Origin of the sequence: Mastigocoleus testarum BC008 (assembly GCF_001456025.1) — a bacterium.
In the GTDB taxonomy this organism is placed as follows: domain Bacteria; phylum Cyanobacteriota; class Cyanobacteriia; order Cyanobacteriales; family Nostocaceae; genus Mastigocoleus; species Mastigocoleus testarum.
The window spans coordinates 42,280-69,203 of record NZ_LMTZ01000024.1 but is presented as its reverse complement, the minus strand read 5'-3'; the positions used below and the strand labels follow the sequence as shown (position 1 = coordinate 69,203).

The 26,924-nt window shown below is 37.1% G+C and carries 21 protein-coding genes; 18 read left to right on the top strand and 3 right to left on the bottom strand.

What is annotated here, in order from left to right; genetic code table 11:
• Positions 1-168 precede the first annotated feature (168 nt).
• Positions 169-1,425 (bottom strand): FAD-dependent monooxygenase, encoded by a 1,257-nt coding sequence (locus BC008_RS05480; protein WP_036269262.1) that lies wholly within the window; start codon positions 1,423-1,425, stop codon positions 169-171.
• A gap of 682 nt (positions 1,426-2,107) precedes the next feature.
• Between BC008_RS05480 and hemE the strand changes: the two genes are divergently transcribed.
• From hemE to BC008_RS05405, 15 genes are all read left to right on the top strand, one after another.
• Positions 2,108-3,160: a uroporphyrinogen decarboxylase gene (hemE, locus tag BC008_RS05475; protein ID WP_027844049.1), complete on the top strand. Its 1,053-nt coding sequence runs from the start codon at positions 2,108-2,110 to the stop codon at positions 3,158-3,160.
• Between the two features lie 199 nt (positions 3,161-3,359).
• Positions 3,360-4,322, top strand: a complete 963-nt coding sequence (hemC, locus tag BC008_RS05470; RefSeq protein ID WP_027844050.1) for a hydroxymethylbilane synthase — start codon at positions 3,360-3,362, stop codon at positions 4,320-4,322.
• Between the two features lie 222 nt (positions 4,323-4,544).
• Entirely contained in the window at positions 4,545-5,537 is a 993-nt protein-coding gene (gene hemB, locus BC008_RS05465; RefSeq protein ID WP_027844051.1) for a porphobilinogen synthase, read from the top strand.
• Positions 5,538-5,734: 197 nt separating this feature from the next.
• The gene (gene hemF, locus BC008_RS05460; RefSeq protein ID WP_153009522.1) at positions 5,735-6,787 is read left to right on the top strand and encodes an oxygen-dependent coproporphyrinogen oxidase; all 1,053 of its coding nucleotides are present in this window, start codon (positions 5,735-5,737) and stop codon (positions 6,785-6,787) included.
• A gap of 64 nt (positions 6,788-6,851) precedes the next feature.
• The gene (hemF, locus tag BC008_RS05455; protein WP_027844053.1) at positions 6,852-7,856 is read left to right on the top strand and encodes an oxygen-dependent coproporphyrinogen oxidase; all 1,005 of its coding nucleotides are present in this window, start codon (positions 6,852-6,854) and stop codon (positions 7,854-7,856) included.
• A 29-nt stretch (positions 7,857-7,885) separates the two neighbouring features.
• A complete protein-coding gene (locus tag BC008_RS05450) occupies positions 7,886-8,125 on the top strand; it encodes a hypothetical protein (RefSeq protein WP_027844054.1) in 240 nt (79 codons plus the stop codon).
• Between the two features lie 35 nt (positions 8,126-8,160).
• Positions 8,161-8,781, top strand: coding sequence for a helix-turn-helix domain-containing protein (locus BC008_RS05445; protein ID WP_036265935.1), 621 nt, complete (start codon positions 8,161-8,163; stop codon positions 8,779-8,781).
• Between the two features lie 115 nt (positions 8,782-8,896).
• Entirely contained in the window at positions 8,897-10,312 is a 1,416-nt protein-coding gene (locus tag BC008_RS05440) for an FAD-binding protein (RefSeq protein WP_058183312.1), read from the top strand.
• Positions 10,313-10,385: 73 nt separating this feature from the next.
• Positions 10,386-11,438: an aromatic ring-hydroxylating dioxygenase subunit alpha gene (locus tag BC008_RS05435; protein ID WP_027844056.1), complete on the top strand. Its 1,053-nt coding sequence runs from the start codon at positions 10,386-10,388 to the stop codon at positions 11,436-11,438.
• 149 nt (positions 11,439-11,587) lie between these two features.
• Positions 11,588-12,664, top strand: a complete 1,077-nt coding sequence (locus BC008_RS05430) for an aromatic ring-hydroxylating dioxygenase subunit alpha (RefSeq protein WP_235595803.1) — start codon at positions 11,588-11,590, stop codon at positions 12,662-12,664.
• Between the two features lie 46 nt (positions 12,665-12,710).
• Positions 12,711-14,081, top strand: a complete 1,371-nt coding sequence (locus BC008_RS05425; RefSeq protein WP_063800744.1) for a glutamyl-tRNA reductase — start codon at positions 12,711-12,713, stop codon at positions 14,079-14,081.
• Positions 14,082-14,357: 276 nt separating this feature from the next.
• The gene (locus BC008_RS05420) at positions 14,358-15,809 is read left to right on the top strand and encodes an ABC exporter membrane fusion protein (protein ID WP_036265937.1); all 1,452 of its coding nucleotides are present in this window, start codon (positions 14,358-14,360) and stop codon (positions 15,807-15,809) included.
• A complete protein-coding gene (gene devC / locus BC008_RS05415; protein ID WP_027844058.1) occupies positions 15,806-16,969 on the top strand; it encodes an ABC transporter permease DevC in 1,164 nt (387 codons plus the stop codon). Before BC008_RS05420 ends, devC begins: the two co-directional genes overlap by 4 nt.
• Before the next feature lie 68 nt (positions 16,970-17,037).
• Positions 17,038-17,757 (top strand): DevA family ABC transporter ATP-binding protein, encoded by a 720-nt coding sequence (locus BC008_RS05410; protein WP_058183309.1) that lies wholly within the window; start codon positions 17,038-17,040, stop codon positions 17,755-17,757.
• A 677-nt stretch (positions 17,758-18,434) separates the two neighbouring features.
• Positions 18,435-19,022: a hypothetical protein gene (locus BC008_RS05405; protein ID WP_027844060.1), complete on the top strand. Its 588-nt coding sequence runs from the start codon at positions 18,435-18,437 to the stop codon at positions 19,020-19,022.
• Positions 19,023-19,152: 130 nt separating this feature from the next.
• On the opposite strand, the gene BC008_RS05400 is transcribed toward BC008_RS05405, so the two are convergent.
• Complete coding sequence (locus BC008_RS05400) at positions 19,153-20,388, bottom strand: LL-diaminopimelate aminotransferase (RefSeq protein ID WP_027844061.1); 1,236 nt, start codon at positions 20,386-20,388, stop codon at positions 19,153-19,155.
• 655 nt (positions 20,389-21,043) lie between these two features.
• Here BC008_RS05400 and BC008_RS05395 point away from each other — a divergent pair.
• Positions 21,044-22,240: a sigma-70 family RNA polymerase sigma factor gene (locus tag BC008_RS05395; RefSeq protein ID WP_027844871.1), complete on the top strand. Its 1,197-nt coding sequence runs from the start codon at positions 21,044-21,046 to the stop codon at positions 22,238-22,240.
• Between the two features lie 139 nt (positions 22,241-22,379).
• The gene (locus BC008_RS05390; protein ID WP_027844872.1) at positions 22,380-23,531 is read left to right on the top strand and encodes a DUF1822 family protein; all 1,152 of its coding nucleotides are present in this window, start codon (positions 22,380-22,382) and stop codon (positions 23,529-23,531) included.
• Positions 23,532-24,098: 567 nt separating this feature from the next.
• Here the strand turns inward: BC008_RS05390 and BC008_RS05385 are convergent.
• A complete protein-coding gene (locus BC008_RS05385; RefSeq protein WP_058183307.1) occupies positions 24,099-24,602 on the bottom strand; it encodes a hypothetical protein in 504 nt (167 codons plus the stop codon).
• A 568-nt stretch (positions 24,603-25,170) separates the two neighbouring features.
• On the opposite strand from BC008_RS05385, the gene BC008_RS05380 reads away from it, so the two are divergent.
• Positions 25,171-26,913: a ShlB/FhaC/HecB family hemolysin secretion/activation protein gene (locus tag BC008_RS05380; protein WP_027844873.1), complete on the top strand. Its 1,743-nt coding sequence runs from the start codon at positions 25,171-25,173 to the stop codon at positions 26,911-26,913.
• The last annotated feature ends 11 nt before the right edge of the window (positions 26,914-26,924 follow it).

Below are 26,924 nucleotides of genomic sequence, written 5' to 3'. Positions count from 1 at the left end.
TACACAGCGCACAGTAATGGGTAATGGGTAATGGGTAATGGAAGATGAAAATAATAGGGGATAGGAAATGGTAGTTACTCCTTTCTTACTCTGAGATAACTGATAAAAATTTCTCCTTTTCTTCCCACGTCTCCCAAATTCCCCACACTCCTCACACTTTCCTCTAACTTAATTAGATAAATTTTCACCAGGATAGGAGTTATGATCCCATGAAGGTTGGTAGTCAAATAACCATTTAAACTGTAAATCTGCTAACCAAGTGGGAGTTAATTTATAAATCCAGTTGCGGAAGAAACATCCCATTACAGAACTGCTTTGTCCCAGATTTCCTACCTGACGGGAAACAGTAAAGACACGATCTACCCTTGGACTGCGTTGACTTTCGAATTGACGTAATACTGATGGAACTTGCTTATCATCTGATGTGAAAGTAAGTACTTTTGCAAGTTCAAATGCATCTTCTATACCCATGCAACCTCCCTGACCGAGATTGGGTTGGAAGGGATGTGCTGCATCTCCAATTAAAGTTACTCTACCTCTTCCCCACTCAACACCCAAAGGTTCCCGATCAAAAATATCATCTCGATAAATTGTGCTTTCATCTAAAGTCTGAATAATACTTGGTACGGGTTCAGCATAATCAGAAAACAGTAACTGCAAAGCTTTGAGTTTTCCACCAACCTTGTCATCATTACCGCCAGGTTCGCTATTATTAAAACCGTAGAAGGAATATTCTCCTCCTCCCACATCAAAATATCCAAAGCGATTTCCCCGTCCCCAGTATTCCATCCAACTATATCTTTCATCTAGTGTTACCTTCGAACTGTTGAAATATCCCCTCCAGCAACACATACCACTGTACAATGGCTCTTGTTGCTTTTCAGTACCATTTAGGCGAGCGCGTACTTTGGAGTAAAGACCATCAGCACCTACTAAAATATCTCCTGTCGCTGTGCTACCATCCTCAAAGTAAACTTTTACATTTTCCCCATTATCCTCAAAATGCGAGAAGTTAAAGCCTGTTTTTACTGTATCTTCAGGTAATGTCTCGTACAAAATTTGTTGCAGTTTAGGTCTCAGAAGACATACGCCTAGATCTTCTTCCCCGACAAATTTTGGAGTATTAACATACAGGAGAGTTGCTTTTTTACTGGAAAAACCACCACTTAGAATTTTACCTCCCTGTTCGTACAAGCGTTGATAAATTCTTCCTTCCCACAGGAGTTTATAAACTCGCATTGCATTTCTTTGAATAAAAATACCTCCTGGTCCAGAAAGCATTTCATCCAATTGACGCTTTTCGTATAGTTCAACTTCTATACCCATATCAAGACAAGCACGTGCGAAGGTCAAGCCAGCAATACCACCTCCAATGACAATTGCTTTTTTTACTGAGGTCTCCACAACTTTCTCAGATATTTGCATTGGTTTCTCCAGATTTATGGATCACTTCTCTTTCATTTACTCTACTATCGGAATAATAAATTAAAATTTGTAAAGTTTTTTTCAGCTATAACGATTTGTTTGCTATAGTTTACAGACCTTTCAGGATCGTTAATAAAAATATAATTATTAATGTCTAGCTTTAATAAATGCGAACTACATATACATGATGCTGTTGGCGAATTAAAAAGGGGTCTAACCCATCAGTTCTAAATTGTATTAATTTTCTGAATTTCAGTTCCTTGGAACTGACTTAGGATTTTAGCTCACAATTTATTACAGGACATAAAAACAACGCAATATTCATGTTTTGAGGGCGAGGGGTTTAACCCTGTGAGAATTGACCAACAGCATCATACATTACTAAATATATCCGCATCTATATCTTCAAAAGATTACCTCAAAAGGCTTACAGTAGTTTAGGTAAAAAGTTTAGACAAAAATATGATTGATGCATAGCTATTCCAAACCGTGGATATAGATCGATTTTTAATGGAGCTATATTTTTGTAATTATCGAATTAAAAATACATAAAAGTGTACATAATGCAGCATAAATGACAGTTTATTAACCGCAGGTAAATTTTTTATTCTTTACAACAAGACGGGGAAGCAAACGAGCTTACCTTGAGTTCAAAACTGTAATCTGTAACGTAAGAGGCAAAATGATCGAACATAAATTATTGCAAGTTGCTCGGGGTCAAGAACTAGATCGTCCCCCAGTATGGATGATGCGTCAAGCAGGTCGTTACATGAAGGTTTATCGGGATTTACGCCAAAAACATCCTTCATTTCGCGAGCGTTCGGAAAACGCCGAAATTGCTGTAGAGATATCTTTGCAACCTTTTCATGCTTTTAAACCAGATGGTGTGATAATGTTCTCTGATATTTTGACACCACTACCAGGTATTGGGATTCCTTTTGATATCGTTGAAAGTAAAGGACCGGTATTTGAAGTTCCAATCCGCACTCAGGAACAAATTGATGCTCTCACACCATTGGAACCAGAAGTATCTTTACCATTCATCCGTCAGATTTTAACTACCCTCAGAAAAGAAGTTGATAATCAAGCCACGGTTTTGGGATTTGTGGGTGCTCCTTGGACATTAGCAGCTTATGCTATTGAAGGTAAAAGTTCAAAAGACTATGCCATCATCAAAAAAATGGCTTACTATCAACCAGCCATGCTGCATCAATTTTTAGGAAAATTAGCTTCAGCGATCGCTACCTATGCTTGTTATCAAATAGATTGTGGCGCTCAAGTTTTGCAACTATTTGATTCTTGGGCTGGACAATTAAGTCCTGAAGACTTTAAAAAGTTTGCTCTACCTTACATACAACAGGTAGTGAAACATATCAAAAAAATCCATCCAAGCACTCCCATAATCCTTTACATCAAGAATAGTGGTGGACTACTCGAGTTAATGGGACAATCCGGTGTAGACATTGTCAGTGTAGATTGGACAGTTGATATGGCTGTTGCACGACAAAGACTTGGAGCCAATATTGGCGTTCAAGGAAATATAGATCCCTGTATTTTATTTGGTCCTCAAGATTTGATTCGCGAGCGGATTATCGACACAGTCCGTAAAGCTGGGAAAAACCGACATATTTTCAACCTTGGTCATGGAGTCTTACAAAATACTCCTGAAGAAAACGTTGGTTTCTTTTTTGAGACTGTCAAGGGGCTCAATTACTCATCTATAGATTTTAACTAATACTAGTTTCAAATACTAATTTCAAATACTAATTTCAAAAAATATTGCTACACATCAATTATTTAAATCTGTTTTCTATAACCTGTTCCCTTTTCTCTCTTATAAATGGAAGTGTAGCAACAAAGCTGGAAATTAGTATGACCAAATAACTCAATCGAGCAAGCAACTAAGTAACTAAGTAACTAAGTAACTAAAAACTATGACACCTACAACTTCTCTTCTTTCTCCAACAATTCGTATTGGTTCTCGCAAAAGCGAATTAGCCTTAGTTCAAACCTATTGGGTCCAACAACAACTCCAAAAACACTTTCCTCATATATCCTTTGAAGTTGAAAAACTTTCTACCCAAGGTGATAAAATCCTGGATGTTGCACTATCTAAGATTGGTGATAAAGCACTATTTACCAAGGAACTAGAAATTGCAATGCTAAATCGGGAGGTTGACTTTGCCGTTCACTCCCTCAAGGATTTACCAACTCGTTTACCAGAAGGATTAGTATTAGCAGCAGTTACAGAAAGAGAAAATCCTGCAGATGCTTTAGTTGTCCACGAAAAGTACAAAGATAGGCAAATTGATACATTACCAGCAGGTACAGTTATTGGTACATCCTCCCTGCGCAGACTAGCCCAGTTGCGGCATAAATTTCCCCACCTTACCTTCAAAGATGTGCGCGGGAACCTCAATACTCGTCTAGCAAAACTGGACAACGGCGAATACGATGCATTAATTTTAGCCGTAGCAGGATTAAAAAGATTGGGGATGGACAAGCGCATTCATCAAGTGTTACCACCAGAAATATCTTTACATGCTGTCGGACAAGGAGCTTTAGGTATTGAATGTCGAAGTGATGATAAAAAAATATTGTCCTTACTTAAAAACATTGAAGATGTACCTACCCGTATTTGCGTTACCGCAGAACGTGCTTTCCTAAGAGATTTAGAAGGTGGTTGTCAAGTACCTATTGGGGTTAACAGTCATCTAGACAAAGAGACTCTGACATTGACTGGTTTTGTCGCAAGCGTCGATGGTAAAAGGATGCTCAAAGACTCCGTCACTGGAAGCTCTAAAAACCCAGATCTGCTAGGTCTGCAACTGGCTGATAACCTACGCAACATGGGAGCACAGGAAATCTTATCAGAAATTTACCAAACACATAGGTAATCAGTCAAAATACACGTACAAATATCTATAGATGGGAAGTTACGATACATAGCATTCTGTCTTCTGGTTAGGATTTGTCTTTCTCTTCACCCTTTCCCATTTCCTACCTTTTTTGAAACAAAAATTGAGGTATAAATTCCTAACCTATCTACTGACCCAGAATATTATTGCTACAAAGGTAAATCTCCTCACCCAATACTCAGTAGTTTTCCTTGATAAATTATGTTTCCAAATCATCGTCCTCGTCGCCTAAGAAACCATCCCCAAATACGTCGGATGGTACGAGAAACAGTCCTCAACACCAATGACTTAATTTATCCCCTATTTGCTGTACCCGGTACAGCGATAGCCAAAGAAGTATCATCCATGCCTGGAGTTTACCAGTTATCGGTAGACAAAGTAGTAGAAGAAGCCAAAGAAGTTTATCAGTTAGGTATTCCTGCAATCATTCTATTTGGCATTCCTGAAGATAAAGATATAGAAGCAACAGGTGCGTGGCATGATTGTGGTATAGTTCAAAAAGCAGCAACCGCGATCAAAAAAGCAGTACCAGAATTAATCGTTATTGCAGATACCTGTTTATGTGAATATACCAGTCATGGGCATTGTGGATATTTGCAATTAAATGACTTAACTGGGCGTGTTTTGAATGACCCCACATTAGAACTGCTGAAAAAAACCGCAGTTTCTCAAGCAAATGCTGGCGTTGATATCATTGCTCCTTCTGGAATGATGGATGGTTTTGTAGGTGCAATCCGAAGTGCATTAGATGCAAATGGTTATCAAGATATACCAATTATGTCCTATGCAGCCAAATATGCTTCCTCCTATTATGGTCCATTCCGTGACGCCGCAGATTCAGCTCCCCAATTTGGCGATCGCCGCACCTATCAAATGGATCCCGGTAACGCTCGGGAAGCTATTAAAGAAATTGAACTTGATATCGCTGAAGGTGCGGATATACTGATGGTTAAACCAGCCTTAGCCTACATGGATATTATTTGGCGCGTTAAGCAAAATAGTAATCTACCTGTAGCTGCTTATAATGTTTCTGGAGAATACTCCATGACTAAAGCCGCTGCTCTCAATGGCTGGATTGACGAAAAACGAGTAGTTATGGAAACTCTCACGAGCTTCAAACGGGCTGGAGCAGACTTGATTTTGACATATCATGCTAAAGATGCGGCTCGTTGGTTACAGAGCGGGAATAATTAACATAGAATTTGACCGTAAAATTCCTTTGATTGTGGGTATAAAGATTTGTCAAAATCTCCTATAAGTTCAAAATCTCCTATAAGTATTTGAGGATGATATCCAATCGCTTCGCAAAGTCAAAAACTTTAGCCCTCAAACAATCCGTAAGTTTGTAATTGTGTAGTTCTCAGTAGAAATAGAAACAAAAGTGAGATATTATGACAATTGTTTCAACTCAGCAAGTTAAATCTTCTCAAGCGAAAACTTCTCAATCTTTACCTCCAAAAAATAGTAAGGCTATTGTTAGCCGGTTCATGCAAAATTTGCAGTCACAAATCTGCAGTAATTTAGAAGTAATAGATGGTACTGGCAAATTTAAAGAAGATAGTTGGGAACGTCCTGAGGGAGGTGGAGGGCGATCGCGCATTCTGCAAAATGGTAATGTCTTCGAACAAGGAGGAGTTAATTTTTCTGAAGTTTGGGGTTCCCATCTTCCAGCTTCTATTCTCAGCCGACGTCCAGAAGCAGCAGGTCATAAATTTTACGCCACAGGTGTATCCTTAGTTTTACATCCTAAAAATCCCTATGTACCAACAGTCCATCTAAACTACCGTTACTTTGAAGCAGGTCCGATTTGGTGGTTTGGTGGTGGTATAGATTTAACGCCTTACTATCCATTTGCAGAGGATGCAGTTCATTTTCATTCCACCCTCAAGCAGGCTTGTGATGCTCATCATCCCGACTATTACCGAGTATTTAAACCTTGGTGCGATGAATATTTTTATCTCAAACATCGTCAAGAAAATCGTGGGATAGGTGGTATATTCTTTGATTATCAAGATGGGGAAGGTCAATTATATCGAGGAAGTAATTCTGATTCCCCAGCGGCGATAGTCAGCAATACAATTGGTATCCCTAAACCCTGCCCTTGGGAAGAAATATTTTCCTTTGTCGGTACTTGCGGAGAATCATTCATCACTGCTTACTTACCAATAGTAGAACGACGCAGGTTAATGGAATATGGCGAACATCAACGTAACTTCCAATTATATCGCAGAGGTAGATATGTAGAATTTAACTTAGTTTATGACCGTGGCACCCTATTTGGTTTGCAAACTAACGGACGTACCGAGTCGATTTTAATGTCTTTACCACCCCTTGTACGCTGGGAGTATGGTTATCAACCAAAAGCTAATACCCCGGAAGCACAACTATATGACACCTTCTTAAAACCCCAAGATTGGGCAAATGGAGTAGTTTCTGGAAAGTAAAAATATATTTTTTCCATTTTGATAAATTGCAGACATCAATTAGTCAATTTAGTAGGTAATAAAAATGGTTCAACTTCAAGAAGAATCAGTTGTAAAACAACCTAAAATGCGTGGTATCGCAGATAAAGTTTTTCAACAGATGTTTGAGAATACTTGTCAAACCTTAGAACAAATAGACGGTAAAAAATTAAGTGAGAAATCCTGGAATCGCGATCTAAACGGAGTTTGGGTACCTGGAGAAAGTAGTGAAGATACTACATATATTGACCGCAGTTTACATAACGGTAATGTATTTGAAAAAATTGGGATTAATTATGTAGCTCTTACAGGTAAACTTCCACCGGGAATGACATTCCAGACATCAGGTGCTTTAGCAACAAAAGAAGTAGATGGGCTCACCGATGATAAAGGTACTCCTTTCTTTGCTACTGGTGCTAGTTTTGTTATTCATCCTCATAACCCCATGGTACCAACTGCCCATGCTAATTATCGCTATTTTCAAATTGGTGATGGTTCTCAACCTGGTTCTTGGTGGTTTGGTGGTGGTGCGGATTTAACCCCAGCTTATTTATTTGAAGAAGATGCTACTCATTTTCACAAGGTACATCAACAAGTTTGCGATCGTTATGACTCTTCCTATTACCCTCGCTTCAAAAAATCGTGCGATGACTACTTTCATATACCCCACCGTGGTGAAAGTCGAGGCATAGGTGGTATTTTCTTTGACAATCTTAAAGGAGAAGATATACAACAATTACTTTCCTTTGTCACAGACTGCACTAAAGCCTTTGCTCCTGCATATATACCCATTGTAGAAAAACGGAAAAATATGCCTTTTACTAAAGAAAATAAGCATTGGCAACATCTTGTTCGCGGACGCTATGTTGAGTTTATTCTGACAAGTGATCGAGGTTTACGTTTTGGTTTAGCAAGCGGTATGGTTAATTCCCAAAGTGTTTTTAATTGTATGCCTCCAGGAGCTTGTTGGGAATATGATGATAAACCCTTAAGTGGTACTCAAGAAGCAAGACTTAGGGAATTACTCAAACATCCTTCAACATGGGTATAAAAATTCCAAAAATATAGGAGTTGGTGGTAATGGAAACCAAAAAATTACCTAATCTGGAAGATTTACAACTTAAATATAGGAGTGTTGATCTAAACAAAACTAACAACAATATTTCAACAAGAATAGTCAGTAATTACAGAGAAGAGAATCAATTAATAAGTAATGTAGAAGTCGAAATAGTATTGGCTCTTATTCAAATTTTAAAATACTTTACCATTACTTTCTTCTTTGTTTATTTTTTCTCAAGTTTTTTCTTAATTCCGCAATAACTGTAAAGGATTATAAACAAATAAGGAGATATAAAATGAAAGAAAAAATGGGTGGTGGTGACTTACGTATGGAAGATATCCTACAAATGGATACATCCAAAGCCACAAACCTATTTAGGAAGAGATTTAGCAGGTATAAAAGGCTAATAAATGAAATGGGAGAAGCTGCTGCATATGAGAAAATGCTAGAGAAATATCCCGAACAACAGAAAGCATTAATGGGGGCTTTTATTGATGAAAATACTCTTGCTGAGGGTTTTAAAAAATCAATTCCCCTCTTGAGACTTATGGGATTTACAACGGAAATAGTGGATATTTCTCAGAACGGAATAGATGCAGCATTAGAAATTCAGAGAGTTTGTCCAGTTTTAAATCTCGCAAAAGAATATGGATTTGAGACACCTTGTCAAGTTCTTTGTGAGATGGAACAAGAAGCTGCGAGAAGAGCTTTCCCTGGAATGAAGGCCTCTATTATGAGTAAACAAGCAGAAGGAGAATGTGCTTGTGTCTTCAAATATGAAAGGCCAGCCAAAACAGCAATGCAAACCATCGAGAATAAATCTAATTCATTGTCTCAAATACTAGGGTTATTCAAACTAGCTCCGACCTTAGTAAAGATTGGATTTAAAACCTTAAAAAGGCGTTTATTAGCCTAGTTTGCATGAATAAGAGGACTAGAATAAAACTTAATTATTAAAATTATGTTGATATCTAGTTCCTACTTTTACTCAGAATTTACTAACTAAAATCATAAAAATAGGCAGAATAGTCATGAACAGTATTGTTAGAGATCTAAAAAATATTATTAGCGGAGAAGTAAGTAACATAAAAGAAGATTTACTTGCTGTTTCTGAAGATTTTGGAGGTATAATTCAGAAAAAACCTCAAGTTATTGTTCGTCCTCAAAATTCTGCTGATATTGCAGCTTCAATTAAATACGCTCAAAAACAAGGGTTAACAATTTCATCAAAAGCAGCAGGACATTCTTTAAGTGGTCAATCACTTAATAATGATGGAATCCTCTTGGATATGAGAGGTTTGAATCAAATTCACGAATTTCACCCAGATCGATTATGGTTTAAAGGCGATACTGGTGTTACTTGGCAACAGGTAGTTGATAGATCCTTACCAAATGGTGTAACTCCTCCTGTTCTTACCAATTACTTCGGTGTCACTATAGGAGGAACCCATTCTGCTGGTGGTTTAGGTCCAAGTTCTTTTCGCTATGGAACTCAAGCAGATAATTGTCTGGGTTTGGAAGTTGTAACAGCAAATGGTGATATCGTTTGGTGCGATCCAGAGGAAAATAGTGAACTTTTTAACCACGTTCTGTGCGGTTATGGTCAATTTGGTATCATTACTCAAGTAAAACATCGACTAAGAAAATACCAACCCTTCACTCGTACTTATTTTCTCTGTTATGACGATCTGAATCTTCTATTAAAAGATGAATATTTTCTAGCAGCATCAGAAAATTTGGTTGATGCCTTAATGTGTTTATTTTCTCCTTGCATTATGGGAGTATCTAGGACGGGGAATAATGGTTTAAAACCTCTGATCAAATGGTTTTATAGAATGCAAATTACTCGGGAGTTTAGCTCAGAAGCAGAGATGAATGATGACAAATTCCTTTCCCAACTCAACTTTTACCGTCATATCTACACAGAAAACCTCACCTTTGAGAAATTTATCCAACCAACTATGACAATGACATTTCCAGAAAGTCACGCTCATCCTTGGTTGGATGTGATTTTACCAGGATCTATGGCGAAAGAGTATATTGATTCCGCTCTTGAAATAACACCTTCTTTCATAGATTTTAGGAATACGCCAATTGGTTCGTTTAGCATGCTTAAGAAAAATAGCAAAATGCCTATGTTTTCCTTACCAGAAGAAGATTTTCTTGTTGGATTTGGAATGTATCCTAGTGTTCCAAAATCTCATGTTCAACCTGTTTTAGAAAAAATGAATTACTTGACAGAATTGGGATTTCAAATGGGTGGTAAAAGATATATTGCAAGTTGGTCAGATTTGGATCTTCCAAAATGGCGATTACAGTTTGGTGATTATTGGTTAAAGCTCAATGAGATGAAGCGCAAATATGACCCCCAAGGAATACTAAACCCTGGCTTTTTCCAATACGAATACGAACAAGTTGCACATCCCAAGGAACAAGCACTTATTTAATCGAACAAAATCACCCGATAATTCCGCAACACCATATATCTAACTAACCTACTAACTAACTTAGGAGCAAATAATGTTAAAAAACTTTTGGTATGCTTGTGCATTTAGCTCAGAAATCACTAATAAACCGAAGCAAATAGTGATGTTAAAACAGAAATTTGTTTTCTATCGCGATTCTCAAGGAAAAGTAATAGCACTCAAGGATCGATGTCCCCATCGCGGTGCTGCTCTCTCTTTGGGGTGGGTAGAAAATGGCTGTATTCGTTGTCCCTATCATGGATGGAAATATCAAGCTGATGGTAAATGTATTGATATCCCTGCAAATGAATCAGGAGTTGCTATTCCGAAAAAAGCTCGCGTAGACTCCTATCCAGTACAAGAAAAATATGGTTTTATCTGGTTGTTCTATGGAGACTTACCTGAAGAACAACGTCCACCAATTCCATCACTACCAGAACTTGAAGATCCAACTTTACATCCTATCTATTATGAATTTAAGGTCAATGCTCACTATACTCGCACCTTAGAAAATGCTATTGATTTTGCCCACGTTCCAATCATACATGGTAATTCTTTTGGTAAAGGATTTAAGTTAGACCAAAAGATTGAAACGTACGATCTAAAAATCACCGATTGGGGTGCCAGCGCTAAAGTGGACCTATTAAAATACCATAAGCAAAATAATTTTTTAAAATATTTTGTGCGTCCATCAACATCAAAAGTAGAATCAAAAATTAGTTTTTACTTACCCAACATCAATAAACTAGAAGCCAGTTCTGCAGAGGGTAAACTTGTAAATTTTGGTACCCACATTCCGATTGATGATAACACTACCATAATTAAGCGAATTCAGTTCCGTAGTTTTTTAACTTATCCTTGGTTAGATTTTCTATTCAAGAAAAGTAGCTTCAAAGCCAATATTGAGGATAAAGTAGTTGCAGAATCTATATATTCCCCCATTCTTCCTGCTAATTTATCAGAAGAAGTCCACGTTGCTTCTGATATATTACAAATAACTTATCGTAAGTTGCGACAAAAATATCTGACATTAAATACAGGCGAACAAAATAAATCAGATAAATACCACGAACATCGACTAAAAACTACTACTACATCAGTTAACTAATTTCATTCCTGGTAATGAGTTTTATTAGCTTGGGTATATCTTTTCTAAACCAAACTTTCTAAACCAAGTAATGAAAAAAACTGTAAATAAGACTCATTCTTACCCTAATAATTTTAACAAAAACAATCACCAATAAGGACACAATGACAATGATGATGTTGCAAAACTTTTGGTACCCTTGCGAATTTAGTTCAGAAGTCACTAATAAGCCCAAACAAATTATCCTATTTAATCAGAGATTTGTTGTCTACCGCAACACTCAAGGGCAAGTAGTCATGATGAAAGACCAATGTCCCCATCGTGGTGCTGCTCTTTCCTTAGGCTGGGTAGAAGATGGCTGTATTCGTTGTCCTTACCATGGATGGAAATTTTTATCAGATGGTAAATGCATTGACATACCTGCAAATGCACCTAGAACGCCTATTCCCCAAAGAGCTAAAGTTCAAACATACCCAGTGCAAGAAAAATATGGATATGTTTGGATGTTCTATGGAGACTTACCAGAAGCAGAACGTCCTTCCTTACCAACTATTCCAGAATCCATATTTTCATCTATGCACCCTGTTTCCCACGCACATTTAGATGCTGCGAATTACATGCGGGTCATGGAGACTAATCTTGACTTCGCCCATGTTATTGCTGTCCACAGAACATCCTTTGGTCAAAGAATCCCACTCAATTCTACTGTTAAATATAAAGTTGAAGAACAGGATAGTAGCGCAGTTGCTCAATTTACCTTTGATTCTTTAAGTAGTTCAAAAAGTTTTCTAAACGTTTTACTGGGTGGACGTCCACAAGTAACATTAAGATTAAGCTTTTATTTACCTAACTTTACACTTGTTGAAATTAATGTAGGTGGAGACAGTAGACTTAATATCAAATTTGCTGTTTTAGCAAGTTACTGCCCAATTGACGAAAAAACAACTTTAGTTAAACGTACTTTGTACCGTAATGTTTTGCCATTTTCTTGGGTAGATAAACTATTTGTGAAGCTCGATCGGGCACTTGCCCATGAAGATACAGTAGTTATAGAAAGTCTAGACCCTCAACCATTACCAGATATGTCCAAAGAAATTCATGTTGCTGCTGATGCTTTGGGCGTTTCTCTGCGTAAGTTGCAACAAAAACATCTGGCTAAGAATTTGAATCTAAAGCCTAATCAAAGTGAGTCAAATAACTCGAATGGGTATGGTCTAGAATCTGTTCCCACTTCATTATTACCCTAGCTGTAGTAGTGATTTAATTTACAGAATACATTTAAAGGAGAGTAACATGAATATTATAGTTGTCGGTTTAAGCCATAAAACAGCATCAGTTGAGATTCGTGAAAAGCTCAGTATTTCAGAACAAAAATTAGAAAGTACAATCGCAAATTTGCTTCAACTACCTCACATTGACGAAACTGCAATTATTAGTACTTGCAACCGGTTAGAAATTTATGCCGTCGTCAAACATATCGAACAAGGTGTAAAAGAAATCAATCATTTTTTAGCAGAAACTGCTACAACTTCCGTTTCTGAGTTACAAAAACACATATTTGCTTTATCAGGCAGAGATGCAGTGTTACATTTAATGCGAGTAGCTGCTGGTTTAGAAAGCTTAGTACTAGGAGAAGGGCAAATTTTGTGCCAAGTCAAAAAAGCTTATAGACTAGGACAAACATACAAAGGTTTGAAAAAGATATTAGATCGCTTATTCAAACAGGCAATTACAGCAGGTAAGCGAATTCGTAATGAAACTAGTATTGGTTCTGGTGCGGTTTCCATTAGCTCTGCAGCCGTAGAATTAGCTAAGACGAAAGTCCAGGATTTGACAGCATACAATATAACCGTGATTGGTGCTGGGAAAATGTCCGGTTTATTGATCAAGCATCTATTAGCAAAAAATGCTGTCCAAATTTCGATCGTCAATCGTTCTTTCACCGGTGCGGAGGAATTAGCAAGTAAATTTCCAAATCACAAATTCCAATTGTATTCTCTATCAGAGATGATGAGTGCGATCGTTAAATCTGATATTGTATTTACCAGTACTTCTGCACCAGAACCCATATTAGATCGAGTTAAACTGGAACAAGCACTGCCAAAAAATCATTCTCTAATGTTGTTTGATATTTCTGTTCCTCGTAATGTGAACGCTGATGTCAATGAATTAGAAAATATTGCAGTTTATAATGTCGACGATTTACAAGCGGTTGTAGCACAAAATCAAGAGACTCGACGCCAAATGGCACAGAGAGCAGAAGTATTACTCCAAGAAGAATTACAAGTTTTTCTATTATGGTTTCAATCACTAGAAATACTCCCTACAATCAGTTGTCTTAGAAATAAAGTAGAAAGTATTGGCGAGCAAGAATTGAAAAAAGCTGTATCACGCCTGGGTAGTGAATTTTCTGAAAGAAATAGAAAAGTACTAGAATCTTTAACCAAAGGTATTATCAATAAAATTCTTCACGAACCAATGGTTCAACTACGAACACAGCAGGATTTGGAAGTACGACGCTTGACTCTCCAAACTGTATGTGAACTATTTAATCTAGATGTGAGAGAACAAAATGTTTCAGCGTTCGAAACACGCTCTCACAGGGAATTTAAACATGCTTTAGAACGCAAATTTGTTGAAGTTACTACCCACACAGCGAAGTAAAATATTTAAATTAGTTCTTCTCTAAACCTCTTTTCAAAGGTATGATTTTTAGATTTTAGGTCTAAATTGGATAAGGGGATAATGGGACGCGTTGTTTGCGGGGATTAATCTACAATTCAAACCATGAATGCAATTAACAACTATCCAGAAAAAACTTGTTTGTTAGGTCATTCATTCCCTTTCCCCTATCCACTTCAATCGCAACCATGAAATATTAAAAACATACCCTTAGCTCCAAATTTCCGTCTAAGGAAAAAGACTTAAAAACTTTATATTATGCAGCAAAAGAAACAATTAACAGTTTTAACAACAAAACTAAAACTACTCCAGAAACAGTTATTATTCTCACGCAGTAGAAGTACCTTGCTGGCACTGAGCATTATCTCAATTGTAATGGTGGGAATCAGCTTCGTATCGTTAAATCGTTCCCAAAGCGAGACAAATAAAGCTACGACAGCTGTCAACCCCAAACCTACAATTACCACAATCAACGCATTAGGAAGATTAGAACCCCGTGGTGAGGTTATTAAGATATCAGCTCCTTCTAGTTTTGGTCAAGGTAGTCTAGTTGCAAAAGTTTTAGTTACACAAGGGCAGAAAGTCAAAGCTGGACAATTGATTGCTATTTTAGAAGAGCGGGATCAAAAGGAAGCCAGTTTAAATGAAGCTAAACAGCAGGTGAAAGTTGCAATGTCTCGTCTGGCTCAAGTACGAGCAGGTGCGAAACAAGGAGAAATTGCTTTCCGTGAGGCTACTATTAATCGCTTACGAGCTGAACTACAGGGGGAAACTCAAACCCAAAAAGCAGAGATTACTCGATTAAAGGTACAGTTACGAGGAGAAACTCTCACACAGCGAGCAACTGTCAACCGCTTAGAAGCAGAACTCCAAGGTCAAAAACGAATTTTACAATCAACTGTAGCCCGTAGTGGAGCCCAAAAACGTAATGCTCAAACTGAAGTGAAACGTTTCGAAAACTTATTTCAAGAAGGTGCTATTTCCAGTCAGGAAGTAGAAAACAAACGTTTGACAGCAGAAACATCAACTCAGCAACTTTTGGAAAGTCAAGCGACTCAAAGAAAGACTATTGCAACCTTGCAAGAGCAGATAAACGAAGCAAAAGCCAAGCAAGAAACAACAATTGCGACTTTACAACAACAGATAAACGAAGCAAAAGCCAAGCGGGAAAAAATTATTGTAACTTTACAACAGCAGATAAATGAAGCAAAAGGACAACTCAATCAAACAATGGAAGTGCGACCCACGGATGTCGCAAATGCACAAGCAGAAATAGATAGTGCTTTAGCTACCGTAAAGCGTATTCAAACAGAACTAGATTCAACATATATTCGTGCTCCCAAAGCTGGTCGAATTCTCAAGATAAACACTAAACCAGGGGAAACAACCGGGAATGAGGGCATTGTAGAAATGGCTGAAACAGACCAAATGTATGCGATCGCAGAAATTTACGAAAGTGACATTGGCAAAATTCGACCTGGTCAAACTGCCACCATCACCAGCCTTAATAAAACCTTTAATGGTAAGTTGCAAGGAAAAGTAGAAACCATTGGTTGGCAAGTTGCGAAAAAAGATATTCTCGATAGCGATCCCACATCTGACACTGATGCGAGAGTAATTGAAGTCAAAATTCGCCTAGAAAAAACAGCAAGTCAAAAAGTTGCCAATCTAACTAACCTGCAAGTAAACGTAGAAATTAACACCCTATGATTAAATTTAAACGAAAAATTCCCTTAGCATGGCGTCAACTAGTGCGGACAAAAGGACGTTTTATGGTGGCGCTTTCAGGTATTGCTTTTGCTGATATATTAATGTTAATGCAGATAGGATTTCAAACGGCTTTATTTGATAGTACGACCCGTTTGCAAAGCTTTTTAAATGCGGATATTGTTTTAATTAGTCCCCAAGCTCAGTATTTAGGTAACATCAATAGTTTTCCTAGGCGGCGTTTATTCCAGGCTAGCAACTTACCGGAAATAGAATCGGCTTCTCCCTTATATCTGAGCTTGGGAGTCTGGAAAAATAAGCAAACCCAACTTAAGTCAACAATTCTCGTACTTGGTTTTAACCCCAGTTCTTCACCATTCAATTTACCCGGAGTTAATGAAAATTTAAATTCGATCAAGTACCCAAATACATTAATTTTTGACCAAAATTCTGCAGGTAAATATCAGGAGCTGATATCTCAAATTAGCCAAGGTCAACCGATGACTACAGAATTAGAAGGGCGTAGGGTAAATGTTACTGGTTTGTACAGTGTTGGCGCATCATTTGTTGCTGAAGGTAGCGTCATGACCAGCGACCAAAACTTCCTAAGAATTTTTTCTGGACAACAAGCCAGTCAAGTTAATGTAGGCTTAATTACTCTTAAACCTGGGAACGATGCAAAAACAGTAGCAACTAAATTACGTTCTTATTTACAAGATGATGTAAAAGTCTTGACTCTTCAGGAATTTATTGATTTTGAGAAAAAATATTGGCAAGAAAGCACCACTATTGGCTTTATTTTCACTTTTGGTGTGGTGATGGGTTTTGTTGTCGGTGTGGTTGTAGTCTATCAAATATTATCCAGCGATGTTGCAGATCATCTTCCCGAATATGCCACACTTAAGGCTATGGGTTACAGCAATCTCTATTTGTTAAGCATTGTATTTCAAGAAGCTATTATTTTGGCTATTTTGGGGTATTTACCTGGTTTTTTAACCTCTACTATATTTTACGGATTAATTCGCAGCGCAACAAAATTACCATTATTTATGACCCTAGGAAAAGGATTTATGGTTTTAACTTTAACAATAATTATGTGTATGGTTTCTGGAGCGTTCGCAACCCAAAAATTACGTTCAGCAGATCCTGCAGATATTTTTTAAGTTAAAGTTTTTGATTTCTAAAATCTGGATTGGGAGAAATTAGACCTTTACAAATTAGACCCATAAAAATGCAAATTTTAAATAGTTCTGAATCATCTCCCCATCACCTGGGAAGTAATGAACCTGCAATTCAAATCTCTAATCTGAATCACTACTTTGGTAAAGGAAGTCTGCGCAATCAAGTTTTATTAGATATTAATTTAACAATAGACCAAGGCGAAATTATCATCATGACAGGACCATCTGGTTCTGGAAAAACAACTTTATTAACGTTGATTGGTGGATTGCGTTCAGCCCAAGAAGGTAGTCTAGAAATTATGGGGAAAGAACTTTGCGGCGCTTCTGAGTCTGAGTTATTGCAAGTGCGAAAACAGATGGGCTATATTTTCCAAGCTCACAACTTACTCGAAAGTTTAACAGCACAAGAAAATGTCCAGATGTCCTTAGAATTGCACGAACAAATGTCCCATCAAAAAAGACGAGTAGCTGCAGCACAGATATTAGAAGCTGTGGGATTAGGAAATCGTCTTAACTACTACCCAGATAATTTATCAGGAGGACAAAAACAGCGAGTGGCGATCGCCCGTGCGTTGGTTGCTAAACCCAAGATTATTTTGGCTGACGAACCAACAGCAGCTCTGGATAAGAAGTCAGGTCGGAATGTGGTAGAGATTATGCAAAGTTTAGCCAAAGAACAGGGATGTACTATCTTACTGGTAACTCATGACAACCGTATTTTAGATATTGCCGATCGTATTATTGAGATGGAAGATGGTAGATTGTTGTGAATTAAGTAATTTTCAACAACTGTTAATTAATCCCCAAAAGGATTAAAGCCCCTTAGAAAAATTAAAGTAACACGTTTTTTTTAGCTTCCGCTACAACCTTTGTCCTGACCCAAAAACGTAGTGTTATATTTTAAAATTCGGCGATCGCAGTTCCAAGCCTAAATGTCATAGACCCAAGTCCCACAAGCTTTTTAGTATCTGCTGTGGGAAATTTATTTGGTAATCCTGCTAAATCCATGAGCATTATTCATACTTTAGTTAGATGCTTAATCATATTAAGTAATTTAATTTATTCATTTTTGAGAATATAGATAAATATGGATTAAATAAATTCTTTTATGAGAAATTATGAGAAACTTTTAATTCTTTTTTAATAGAACCTTCATTCACAATCCCTAAATTAAATGATGTAAGGCGCAAGAAAAAAAAAGGAGTGCTTAAATAAAACTTAGGTTAATTCAAAGTATTTAGTAATGTAAATCATTAGATTCTCTTATTAAAAACGACCCTCAGAAAATCCGGAATGATAAAAGTAAAAAGGTAGACAAATATATAGTTAATGATTTGATTAAGAATCAAAATATAGACTTGATAAATCAAGTGATCGAAAAAGCCAAATTGTAGATGTATTTACCCAAACTAGAGACAAGTAAATTTAACTAAGAGGTTATCAGGCAATGAATAATATCAAATATCAATCTCCCGAAGTACATATGGATTTATTCGATGTTGCAAAGTTATCCAAAGGTTCTAAGTTAACTGCTTCACAGGTGGATCCTTCTTTTGAAGAGAGTATAGAAGAGTTAAAGGATGGTGAAATACTCGAAGCTCTAGGAGAACTCGAGATAATTGAATCAGCTACTGCTGGACTAATTGGAGCCGGTATATCTTTTGCAATATACAAAGCCGTGAAAGAACTTCTGCATCTTGAAGGGGCGCGACGTCGAGGTGATATAAAAAATAGTGAGATTATTGAAAGAGTAAGTAAAATTGCTTGGCAAGCTGGTAAAAAAGGTGTAGCTGTTGGAGCGGTTTTGGTAATAGCTGTAATGATTTTTGGTAGTTCTATTCTTGTTCCTCTGAGTGTTCTTTCTCCCTTCATTGGTATTCAAATGGCAGCAAGTTTATGGCAAGCTTTTTGGCAAGGGCTTGATGAAACACAAAAACAGGAACTGAGAAGCGCCGCAGATGAAATTGGGGGTAAAATTAAAAACTTTTTTGCAGAACTTGATTCCCCAGAAGAAAACCACTCAAAAGCTTTATAATATAGAAACTAATTATTTTATATAAAACATTTTTTTATGACTAATATTGCTAGATAAATAGCAAAGATATATTAAAGACGTAGCATGCTACGTCTTTTTAAGTAGAAACTTTTAGTAGTGAGATACCAATCTAAAGTTTAAAATTTTCAGTAATGCGTCTCATTGCTTCTTCAACATTTTGTCGACTATTAAAAGCAGAAATTCGGAAATAACCTTCACCTGCTGCTCCAAAACCGGAACCGGGAGTTCCCACCACATTAGTATTATGAAGTAACTTATCGAAGAAATCCCAACTTGATAAATTATTGGGAGTTTTGACCCAAACGTAGGGTGCATTTACACCACCATATACCTTCAAACCTGCTGCGGTGAGTTTATCGCAAATTATTTTGGCATTTTCCAAATAGAAGTTAATCAGTTGTTTGATTTGTGATTTACCTTCGTCAGAATAAGCAGCTTCCGCACCGCGCTGAACAATGTAAGAAACACCATTAAATTTAGTTGATTGACGACGATTCCAGAGTTTCCAGATTTCAACATCCGAACCATCAGATGCTTTTCCTTTTAAAGTTTTTGGTACAACAGTAAAAGCGCAACGAGTACCTGTAAACCCAGCACTCTTGGAGAAGGAACGAAATTCGATCGCACAATCCCTTGCTCCTTCAATTTCATAAATAGAGTGAGGTAAAGTAGGATCGGTAATGTAACCTTCGTATGCAGAATCAAAGAAAATTATTGTACCGTTAGCTTTGGCATAGTCAACCCACTTTTTCAAGTATTCCTTAGTAGCAGTAGCACCCGTGGGATTGTTAGGAAAACAGAGGTAAACTAAATCAACTTTTTCTGAAGGTATCTCTGCAGTAAAGTTGTTTTCCGCTGTGATAGGTAGATATACTAAACCTTCATACTCGCCATTGTTTTTCGCATCTCCGGTATTTCCCGCCATCACATTGGTATCCACATAAACTGGATAAACGGGGTCAGTGACAGCAATTGTATTATCGTGACCAAAAATATCTAGGATATTACCAGTATCACATTTAGAGCCATCTGAAATAAAAATTTCTGAGGCATCAATTTCACAACCTCGTGACTGAAAGTCTTGTATGGCAATCTTTTCGCGTAACCAAGGATAACCTTGTTCTGGTCCATAACCTTTAAATGTGGCGCGATCGCCCATTTCTTCTACCGCTTTGACTATTGCTTTGCAGCAAGCTTCAGGTAAAGGTTCGGTAACATCACCAATACCTAGTTTAATAATTTGAGCTTCTGGATTTCCCTCAGCGAAGGTATTCACTCGACGAGCAATTTCGGGGAATAGATAGCCAGCTTTAAGTTTGAGGTAATTATCGTTAATTGTTGCCATAATAAATAATATGCTACGAGCGCCACAAAACAGTTTAGTACCAAAGTTTATATGATATCTGGTAATTACGCTCTAAAACCGAATAGCACTAAGAAAAGCTAAAAGGCTTGCTAGAAGGGAACTATGGGAAGAGGGGATAGAGAGGAGTTTAATTAATGAGGCTTGTTGCATGTTGTTGCATAAAGCTACCTCCCACACCCCCCATCAGTTCAAAGTTTGTTCACGCACGCTACGTGCGGATGAGCCTTAACTTAGGACATTCCACTCTAAAACCTAAGGAACCCTAGTTTTTATTGTTCAAACGGAAAAAATAGTCAGGACTTACGCAACGATAGCGCAGCGTGTCYGTAGGACATAGATTTGTCATTGCGACCGAAACGCAGTGTAGGGATTGGCGTTCGCGGATCCGCAGGTAGCATAGCTATAGCGTGTCCGCAGGACATATACGTCGCTGTCGCTTTTCCTAAAGGAAACGCAATACCTACGGTACGCTTCCGCTAAGCGCTAACGTAATGACGTAGTTACGTTCATTTTGCGTAAGTCCTGATAGTATTATAAATAACAGTATTAGCTGTTGTTAAGAATATTTATTTATTTTTGGAAGCATATTTGTATAATTAAAATCACTTAAAATGCAAACATAAGTGAGTATTCCATGCAACGGCGACAGGATAAAGTGGAAATGTTTTCCACCTTTATAAAATTTGATTTAGACCGGTTTAGCGGTTGGATAGCAGACCCAAAACTAAGGCGCAGTATGAGAAATTGCTTGGAGGTTTCTCCGAGTCAAAATTCAGATAGTTTCTGGGCGATTTACTGGTATCAAGCTTGGCATACTCAATCTAGTTCTTTAGCGATTTCCCATCTGTCCGCATACTTACAAGAAGCTTGTTACTGGAGCGCAAGAAAGTTTATCCTTAATTTTTCTAGTCATTCTTCCCTTGCAGATTATTTTCAAATTGCGATCGCTCACCTTGGAAAAGTTCTCAAAGGTTTTAATCCCCAATACAGTTCCCATTTAAAAAGCTACGCGGGGTTATCTTTTGAGCGAATTATTAAAGATCAATTGCGATTGCGTCGAGAAACAGACATTTGTTCAGATTGGGGTTTATTACATAAAATCAGCCGTAAAAGATTGGTAAAGTCATTACAGAATATGGGTTTTAATACTCAAAATGTTGAGAGTTATGTTTTAGCTTGGGAATGCTTCCAGGAACTTTACAGTACTGATAATACAAATATTCGTCAACATCGCAAACCAGATACTAAGTATTGGGAAGCGATTACTAGTGCTTATAATTCAGAGCGTTTAAGTCGATTAAATTTTTCCTCCCCTGCAGTTGATTCGCAGACTATAGAAAAATGGTTATTATCATCCGCTCAAGCTGTTCGTAATTTTCTTTATCCTCAAGTCGTTTCTGCAGATGCTCCCCTAAAAGATGATGGAAATGGTAACTTGTTAGATATGTTACCTGTAGATGAACAAAGTTCTTTACTTGCTCAAATCATTGAACAGGAAAAAGCTAACAATTTCAAAAATCAACAAACTCAGCTAAACCAGGTATTAAATCAAGCAATAGCAGAACTAGATAATGAGTCACAACAGCTATTACAACTCTACTATGTTAAGCAACTGACTCAAACGAAAATTGCTGCGCAATTAGAAATTAAACAATACCAGGTTTCCCGTCGCTTCAGCAGAGTTAAAAAGTCATTATTGCTCGCTCTTACTCAATGGAGCGAAAAAATTTTGCATATTTCTCCAAAACCAGACGTAGTGGCTGCCATAAATAATAGCTTAGAAGAATGGCTTAAATTTCACTATGAAAATAATAATACAAGGGAAAACTGAAAATTTAAAACCTAAAATCTTAGATTTAACAATCAAGACTTAGAATCTAAGATTTCAAAATCAAAAGTTGAAAGTTTGTTTCTTTTATTTCCTCTGTTTGGGGTTATTTATTGTTGTATTTTATGGAGCAATTTTAATTATGTCTAACGCATCTGAGTCTTTGTCTATTGATTCGCAGCATTTGTACTTGGAAATTCCCTCATCTCCTCAGGTACAAGAACAATTGTACTCAACACCTGGTGCTTCTCGACGTGCTTGGATTAATCAACTTTGTTTGCAAGCATTTTTATCTTGGTTTAGGGAAGAAATTGCTCCAGATGCAAGAATTTACCCCAATACCGCAGCATTACCAAATTTTTGGGAATTCATTAATGGTACAACAATTACTTTTGATAAATATCGCTTGATCTTAATTCCTAGTTTAGCGGTTGATGGGGATGAGTTGCGGGTACAACAAGAATGGGTAGATATTCCCAAATTAGTAGCTGATTACTACATTGCAGCTGTGGTAAATCCTGATGATAGCTGGATTAAAATTTCTGGCTACACAACCCATCAAAACTTGAAAAACAAAGGGGTTTATGATGTTGCAGACCGAACTTATAGCTTAGAAAATGAAGATTTAATTCCAGATATAAATGTACTTTGGGTTACTCACCAACTAAACCATGTAGAAGAATTGAGAGCAGAAATCGCACCTTTAGATTTTATATCCCAAACCCAGGTGGAAAATCTTTTAGAACGTTTGGGTAATTCCAATGTTAAATTTCCCCGCTTAGCTGTTCCCTTTTCACTTTGGGGTGCATTACTAACCCATGGGGGCTGGCGAAAAAAATTATACGAGTTACGTCAAGGTGTACAGACACAGTGGTCTATTTCCCAATGGTTGCAAACAGGGGTAGCAAGCTTAGCTCAACAGTGGGGGTGGGAAAACCGAGAATTTACAATCCTACCCACAGGGATAAGGAGTGCAGAAACTGTTCAAGGTTTATCCCGTCTACTAATAATTGCAGATAATACATACGAGTTACGTATTTTTCCTCAAGGTAATCCTGAAGATAAAGTTTGGCGATTTGAATTACGAGGTACACAAATTGATGCTCAAATTCCTGCTGGTTTCAAACTGCGATTATTAACCGAAGATTTACAAGAATTTGAAAACAATGAAGATATAGCAACAAATCCAGTGGAAATGTTGTATGTGGAAGTTATTTTAGAAGCTGGGGAAGGATTGGTTTGGGAAACAGAACCAGTATCGGATGACTGGGAGCAAGAAATATTATGGTTTTAGATTTTACAGTTTTAAATTTACGGTTTTAATTACGAACTGAATTTATTGGTAGAAGAGATACGTTATTAGGCTAACGTATCTCTACAGTTTTATTTGTTTCAAGAAATCTGACTTTATTGAAGCATTAGTGAGAATTTAAACTCAGAGCAACAAACTATAGCAATCATATTTGTTGGTGAAAACTTTAACTTTTCTCTGTATGTCATACTTTAAAATGGGTTTTAGCCGAATGGCACTAAGAAAAGCTAAAAGGCTTGCTAGAAAGGAGGTGTGGAAAGAGGGGGAGTTTAATTAATGAGGCTTGTTGCATATTGTTGCATAAAATTACTTCCCACACTTCCCACCAGTTCAAGATTTGTTCGCGCACTAGCTAGCGTGCGGATGAGCCTTAAGTTAGTGGTAGCGAGCGGAATTCGGTTTTAGCTTTCATGCACTTGAAACAAAATTGAAATAGAAATTCATTGAAAATCATTCAGTTCCTTAAAATATATAAATGTGCGTTATGAAATACCCATAACACACACTAACAACTATTTTAAATACTTGAAAAACTTAGATCTATAGATTTTATCTGTGTGCCTCTTGTGCCTTTTTATAAGCACTTGCTCCGCCTTTAACGACACCCTGATAGTAAGTATAAGCCACAGCATAGCACTTAGGAATAAATGCTTTTTCAACTATCGAATTATATTTTCTTCTACAAGCTGATTTCATTTCAAAAAGAAATCTTTTATCGCAACTTGATTTAGATTTACCTTTGGTTTCATAGCATATATCATGATTATTACAAGCTGGTTTAAAATTTGCTCCAAATCGAGGAGAGTTTGGTACAAAATACCAACTTGCACCACTTCCACATCCTTTTGTTCTATATGTTTTTGAACCTGGACTTGTCGGATCTATGCTGCGTAAAATTTTTCTAGTACTAGAATTTCTACTAGTAGGATCTATTTTACGACCTATTCTTTTTATTTTTCCCATCAACCCAGCTTCAGCAGGTAATGATGTTAGTGCATTCATTCCAATTACAGCTAATGATAGAGCGGTTGCAGAAGCTAATAGTTTTTTCATTTGCTTATCTCCGAATTAAGAAGTTTATTTGGTGTGAATTTCAGTCCTCTGTATGTCACCCTTTACGATGGGTTTTAGCCTTTATGCACTTGAAATAAAGTTGAAGTGAAAATTTATTGAAAATTATTCGGATCTTTTGCTAGCAAGCGGTTACAACTCTGCAATCTTCTGAATATTTACGGTATCTGAAAAGTCAAAGCTATTATTAAAACCTATTGGAGTACTGGTGCTTTGTCCCATTAAATATGATGGGTTAGTTTGTCCACAAAACCTGGTAGAGACGTTGCAGAGGCTAACGCCGACGCCGCAGGCTCTGCAACGTCTCTACAACCCATCACAATTAATGAAAAAGACTGATAGTTATTTTTTTTGCTGTATGTGCATACCAATGAAGCACCCTGGTATGAATTGAGTTGATAAATCTACAATTTCAAGGTAAAAATATATACTTACATCGCTGTGCTCAACAAACATCTATTGGTGATATAAATAATTTCTAAACTTAAAAGGGTCAATCTTATTAGGACCTATATTATAAGGCTATTAAATTTAAGTATCTGTAGATTTTATGTTATCTAAATCACTTATTTTAGGGAATTTGAAGATAACGGGTTTATTTGTTACCTTTTTACTTGCACTTTCTTCTCCTGCGGTTGCTCGAGTAAGTTTAGTGCAGAAATTACAGCAAGATCGAGGTAATCCCAATATAGATCGTTTTCCACTACCTATTCCCAATCCTCAACCTCTTCCTCAAAATGAGGAACCAACTGTCTCACCTCAACCAGAAAGACTAAAACTGGAAGAACCAAAAACAAATGTTAGTATCCCTGTAAGTAAGATAGAGGTCACGGGTAATACTATATTTGATGCAGATGTTATTGAAAAAATAATTAAACCCTTCGAAAACCGTTCTGTAAGTTTAAAACAACTCAGAAGTATTGCTAATACAATTACTGAGCTATATGTGGAAAAGGGATATATTACATCTAGAGCAGTTCTAGCAGATCAAGAAATCAAAGATGGTTTGGTTCAAATACTTGTAATAGAAGGCTCTTTAGAAAAAATTGATATAGAAGGTAATCAACGTCTCAATTCATCTTACATACGTGGTCGAATCAAACCAGGTCTAAAAACACCACTCAATCAAATTGATATTGAAAACCAACTCAGATTACTTAAAACAGATCCCTTATTAAGTGATGTTGAAGCGACTTTAAGACCGGGTACTGATTTAGGGGAAAGTATTCTCACAGTTAAGCTGAAAGAAGCTCCTGCATTTAATCTTTCCTTCGGTGTTGATAACTATTCAACTCCTGCTGTTGGTTCCGAGAGGTTTGGAGGTGGTGTTAACTATCGCAATGTAACAGGAATTGGGGACCAGTTTAGTGCTTCCTATTATCGCTCGACCACTGGAGGTTCCAATTCATTCGACTTTAATTACCAAGTTCCGATTAATCCGAAAAATGGAACTGTTAGATTTAGATATGCTCCCAGTAACAGTAAAATAGAGGCTTCTGGGTCTGTTCCTTTTGATATTACCTCTGATAGTGAATTGTATGAGATAAGTTATCGTCAACCACTAACTCGTAGTTTAAGAGAAGAATTTGCTTTATATTTAGCATTCACTTTACAGAATGGTCAAACTTTCTTGGGAGGTACACCAACACCCTTTGGTCAAGGTCCCGACAACCAAGGTAACAGTCGTACCAGGATAGTAAAATTCGGACAAGACTATATAAAACGAGATTTACAAGGTGCTTGGGCTTTGCGATCGCAATTTAATCTGGGTTTAGATGTTTTTGATGCTACAGTTAATTCTGATTCTCAGCCAGATGGGCGTTTTTTCAGTTGGTTTGGACAGGTTCAAAGGGTGCAAAGGCTGAGTAAAAATAATGTTTTAATAGCTCAAGCTGAGTTACAACTCACACCAGATAGTTTACTTAGCAATCAGCAATTTTTCCTTGGTGGAGGACAATCTCTACGGGGTTACAGACAAAATGCTCGTTCTGGGGATAATGGTTTTCGTGTTTCACTAGAAGACCGCATAACAATTTCTGAAGGTAAAGATGGAACATCATCTTTGCAGTTAGCACCTTTTATTGAGATGGGTGCAGTTTGGAATAGTGATAATAATCCGAATGAATTAAGCGACCAAACATTTCTCAGCGCTGCTGGTTTGGGATTAATTATACAGCCCACATCAAATACGTTTATTCGAGTTGATTATGCTGTTCCCTTTATCAAGCTAGATGATAAGGGTACGAATGCTCAAGATGAAGGATTATTTTTCAGCATTGGTTACAATCCTTAAACCAAACTTAC

Excerpts from the sequence above, each read along its gene's own strand:
- BC008_RS05400 (WP_027844061.1), bottom strand. The coding sequence starts at position 20,388 with ATGGCAACAATTAACGATAATTACCTCAAACTTAAAGCTGGCTATCTA.
- devC (WP_027844058.1), top strand. The coding sequence starts at position 15,806 with ATGATTAAATTTAAACGAAAAATTCCCTTAGCATGGCGTCAACTAGTG.
- BC008_RS05380 (WP_027844873.1), top strand. The coding sequence starts at position 25,171 with ATGTTATCTAAATCACTTATTTTAGGGAATTTGAAGATAACGGGTTTA.
- hemE (WP_027844049.1), top strand. The coding sequence starts at position 2,108 with ATGATCGAACATAAATTATTGCAAGTTGCTCGGGGTCAAGAACTAGAT.
- BC008_RS05445 (WP_036265935.1), top strand. The coding sequence starts at position 8,161 with ATGAAAGAAAAAATGGGTGGTGGTGACTTACGTATGGAAGATATCCTA.
- BC008_RS05395 (WP_027844871.1), top strand. The coding sequence starts at position 21,044 with ATGCAACGGCGACAGGATAAAGTGGAAATGTTTTCCACCTTTATAAAA.
- BC008_RS05425 (WP_063800744.1), top strand. The coding sequence starts at position 12,711 with ATGAATATTATAGTTGTCGGTTTAAGCCATAAAACAGCATCAGTTGAG.
- BC008_RS05410 (WP_058183309.1), top strand. The coding sequence starts at position 17,038 with ATGCAAATTTTAAATAGTTCTGAATCATCTCCCCATCACCTGGGAAGT.
- BC008_RS05420 (WP_036265937.1), top strand. The coding sequence starts at position 14,358 with ATGCAGCAAAAGAAACAATTAACAGTTTTAACAACAAAACTAAAACTA.
- BC008_RS05450 (WP_027844054.1), top strand. The coding sequence starts at position 7,886 with ATGGAAACCAAAAAATTACCTAATCTGGAAGATTTACAACTTAAATAT.
- hemB (WP_027844051.1), top strand. The coding sequence starts at position 4,545 with ATGTTTCCAAATCATCGTCCTCGTCGCCTAAGAAACCATCCCCAAATA.
- BC008_RS05440 (WP_058183312.1), top strand. The coding sequence starts at position 8,897 with ATGAACAGTATTGTTAGAGATCTAAAAAATATTATTAGCGGAGAAGTA.
- BC008_RS05385 (WP_058183307.1), bottom strand. The coding sequence starts at position 24,602 with ATGAAAAAACTATTAGCTTCTGCAACCGCTCTATCATTAGCTGTAATT.
- BC008_RS05435 (WP_027844056.1), top strand. The coding sequence starts at position 10,386 with ATGTTAAAAAACTTTTGGTATGCTTGTGCATTTAGCTCAGAAATCACT.
- hemF (WP_027844053.1), top strand. The coding sequence starts at position 6,852 with ATGGTTCAACTTCAAGAAGAATCAGTTGTAAAACAACCTAAAATGCGT.
- BC008_RS05390 (WP_027844872.1), top strand. The coding sequence starts at position 22,380 with ATGTCTAACGCATCTGAGTCTTTGTCTATTGATTCGCAGCATTTGTAC.
- BC008_RS05430 (WP_235595803.1), top strand. The coding sequence starts at position 11,588 with ATGATGATGTTGCAAAACTTTTGGTACCCTTGCGAATTTAGTTCAGAA.
- BC008_RS05480 (WP_036269262.1), bottom strand. The coding sequence starts at position 1,425 with ATGCAAATATCTGAGAAAGTTGTGGAGACCTCAGTAAAAAAAGCAATT.
- hemF (WP_153009522.1), top strand. The coding sequence starts at position 5,735 with ATGACAATTGTTTCAACTCAGCAAGTTAAATCTTCTCAAGCGAAAACT.
- hemC (WP_027844050.1), top strand. The coding sequence starts at position 3,360 with ATGACACCTACAACTTCTCTTCTTTCTCCAACAATTCGTATTGGTTCT.
- BC008_RS05405 (WP_027844060.1), top strand. The coding sequence starts at position 18,435 with ATGAATAATATCAAATATCAATCTCCCGAAGTACATATGGATTTATTC.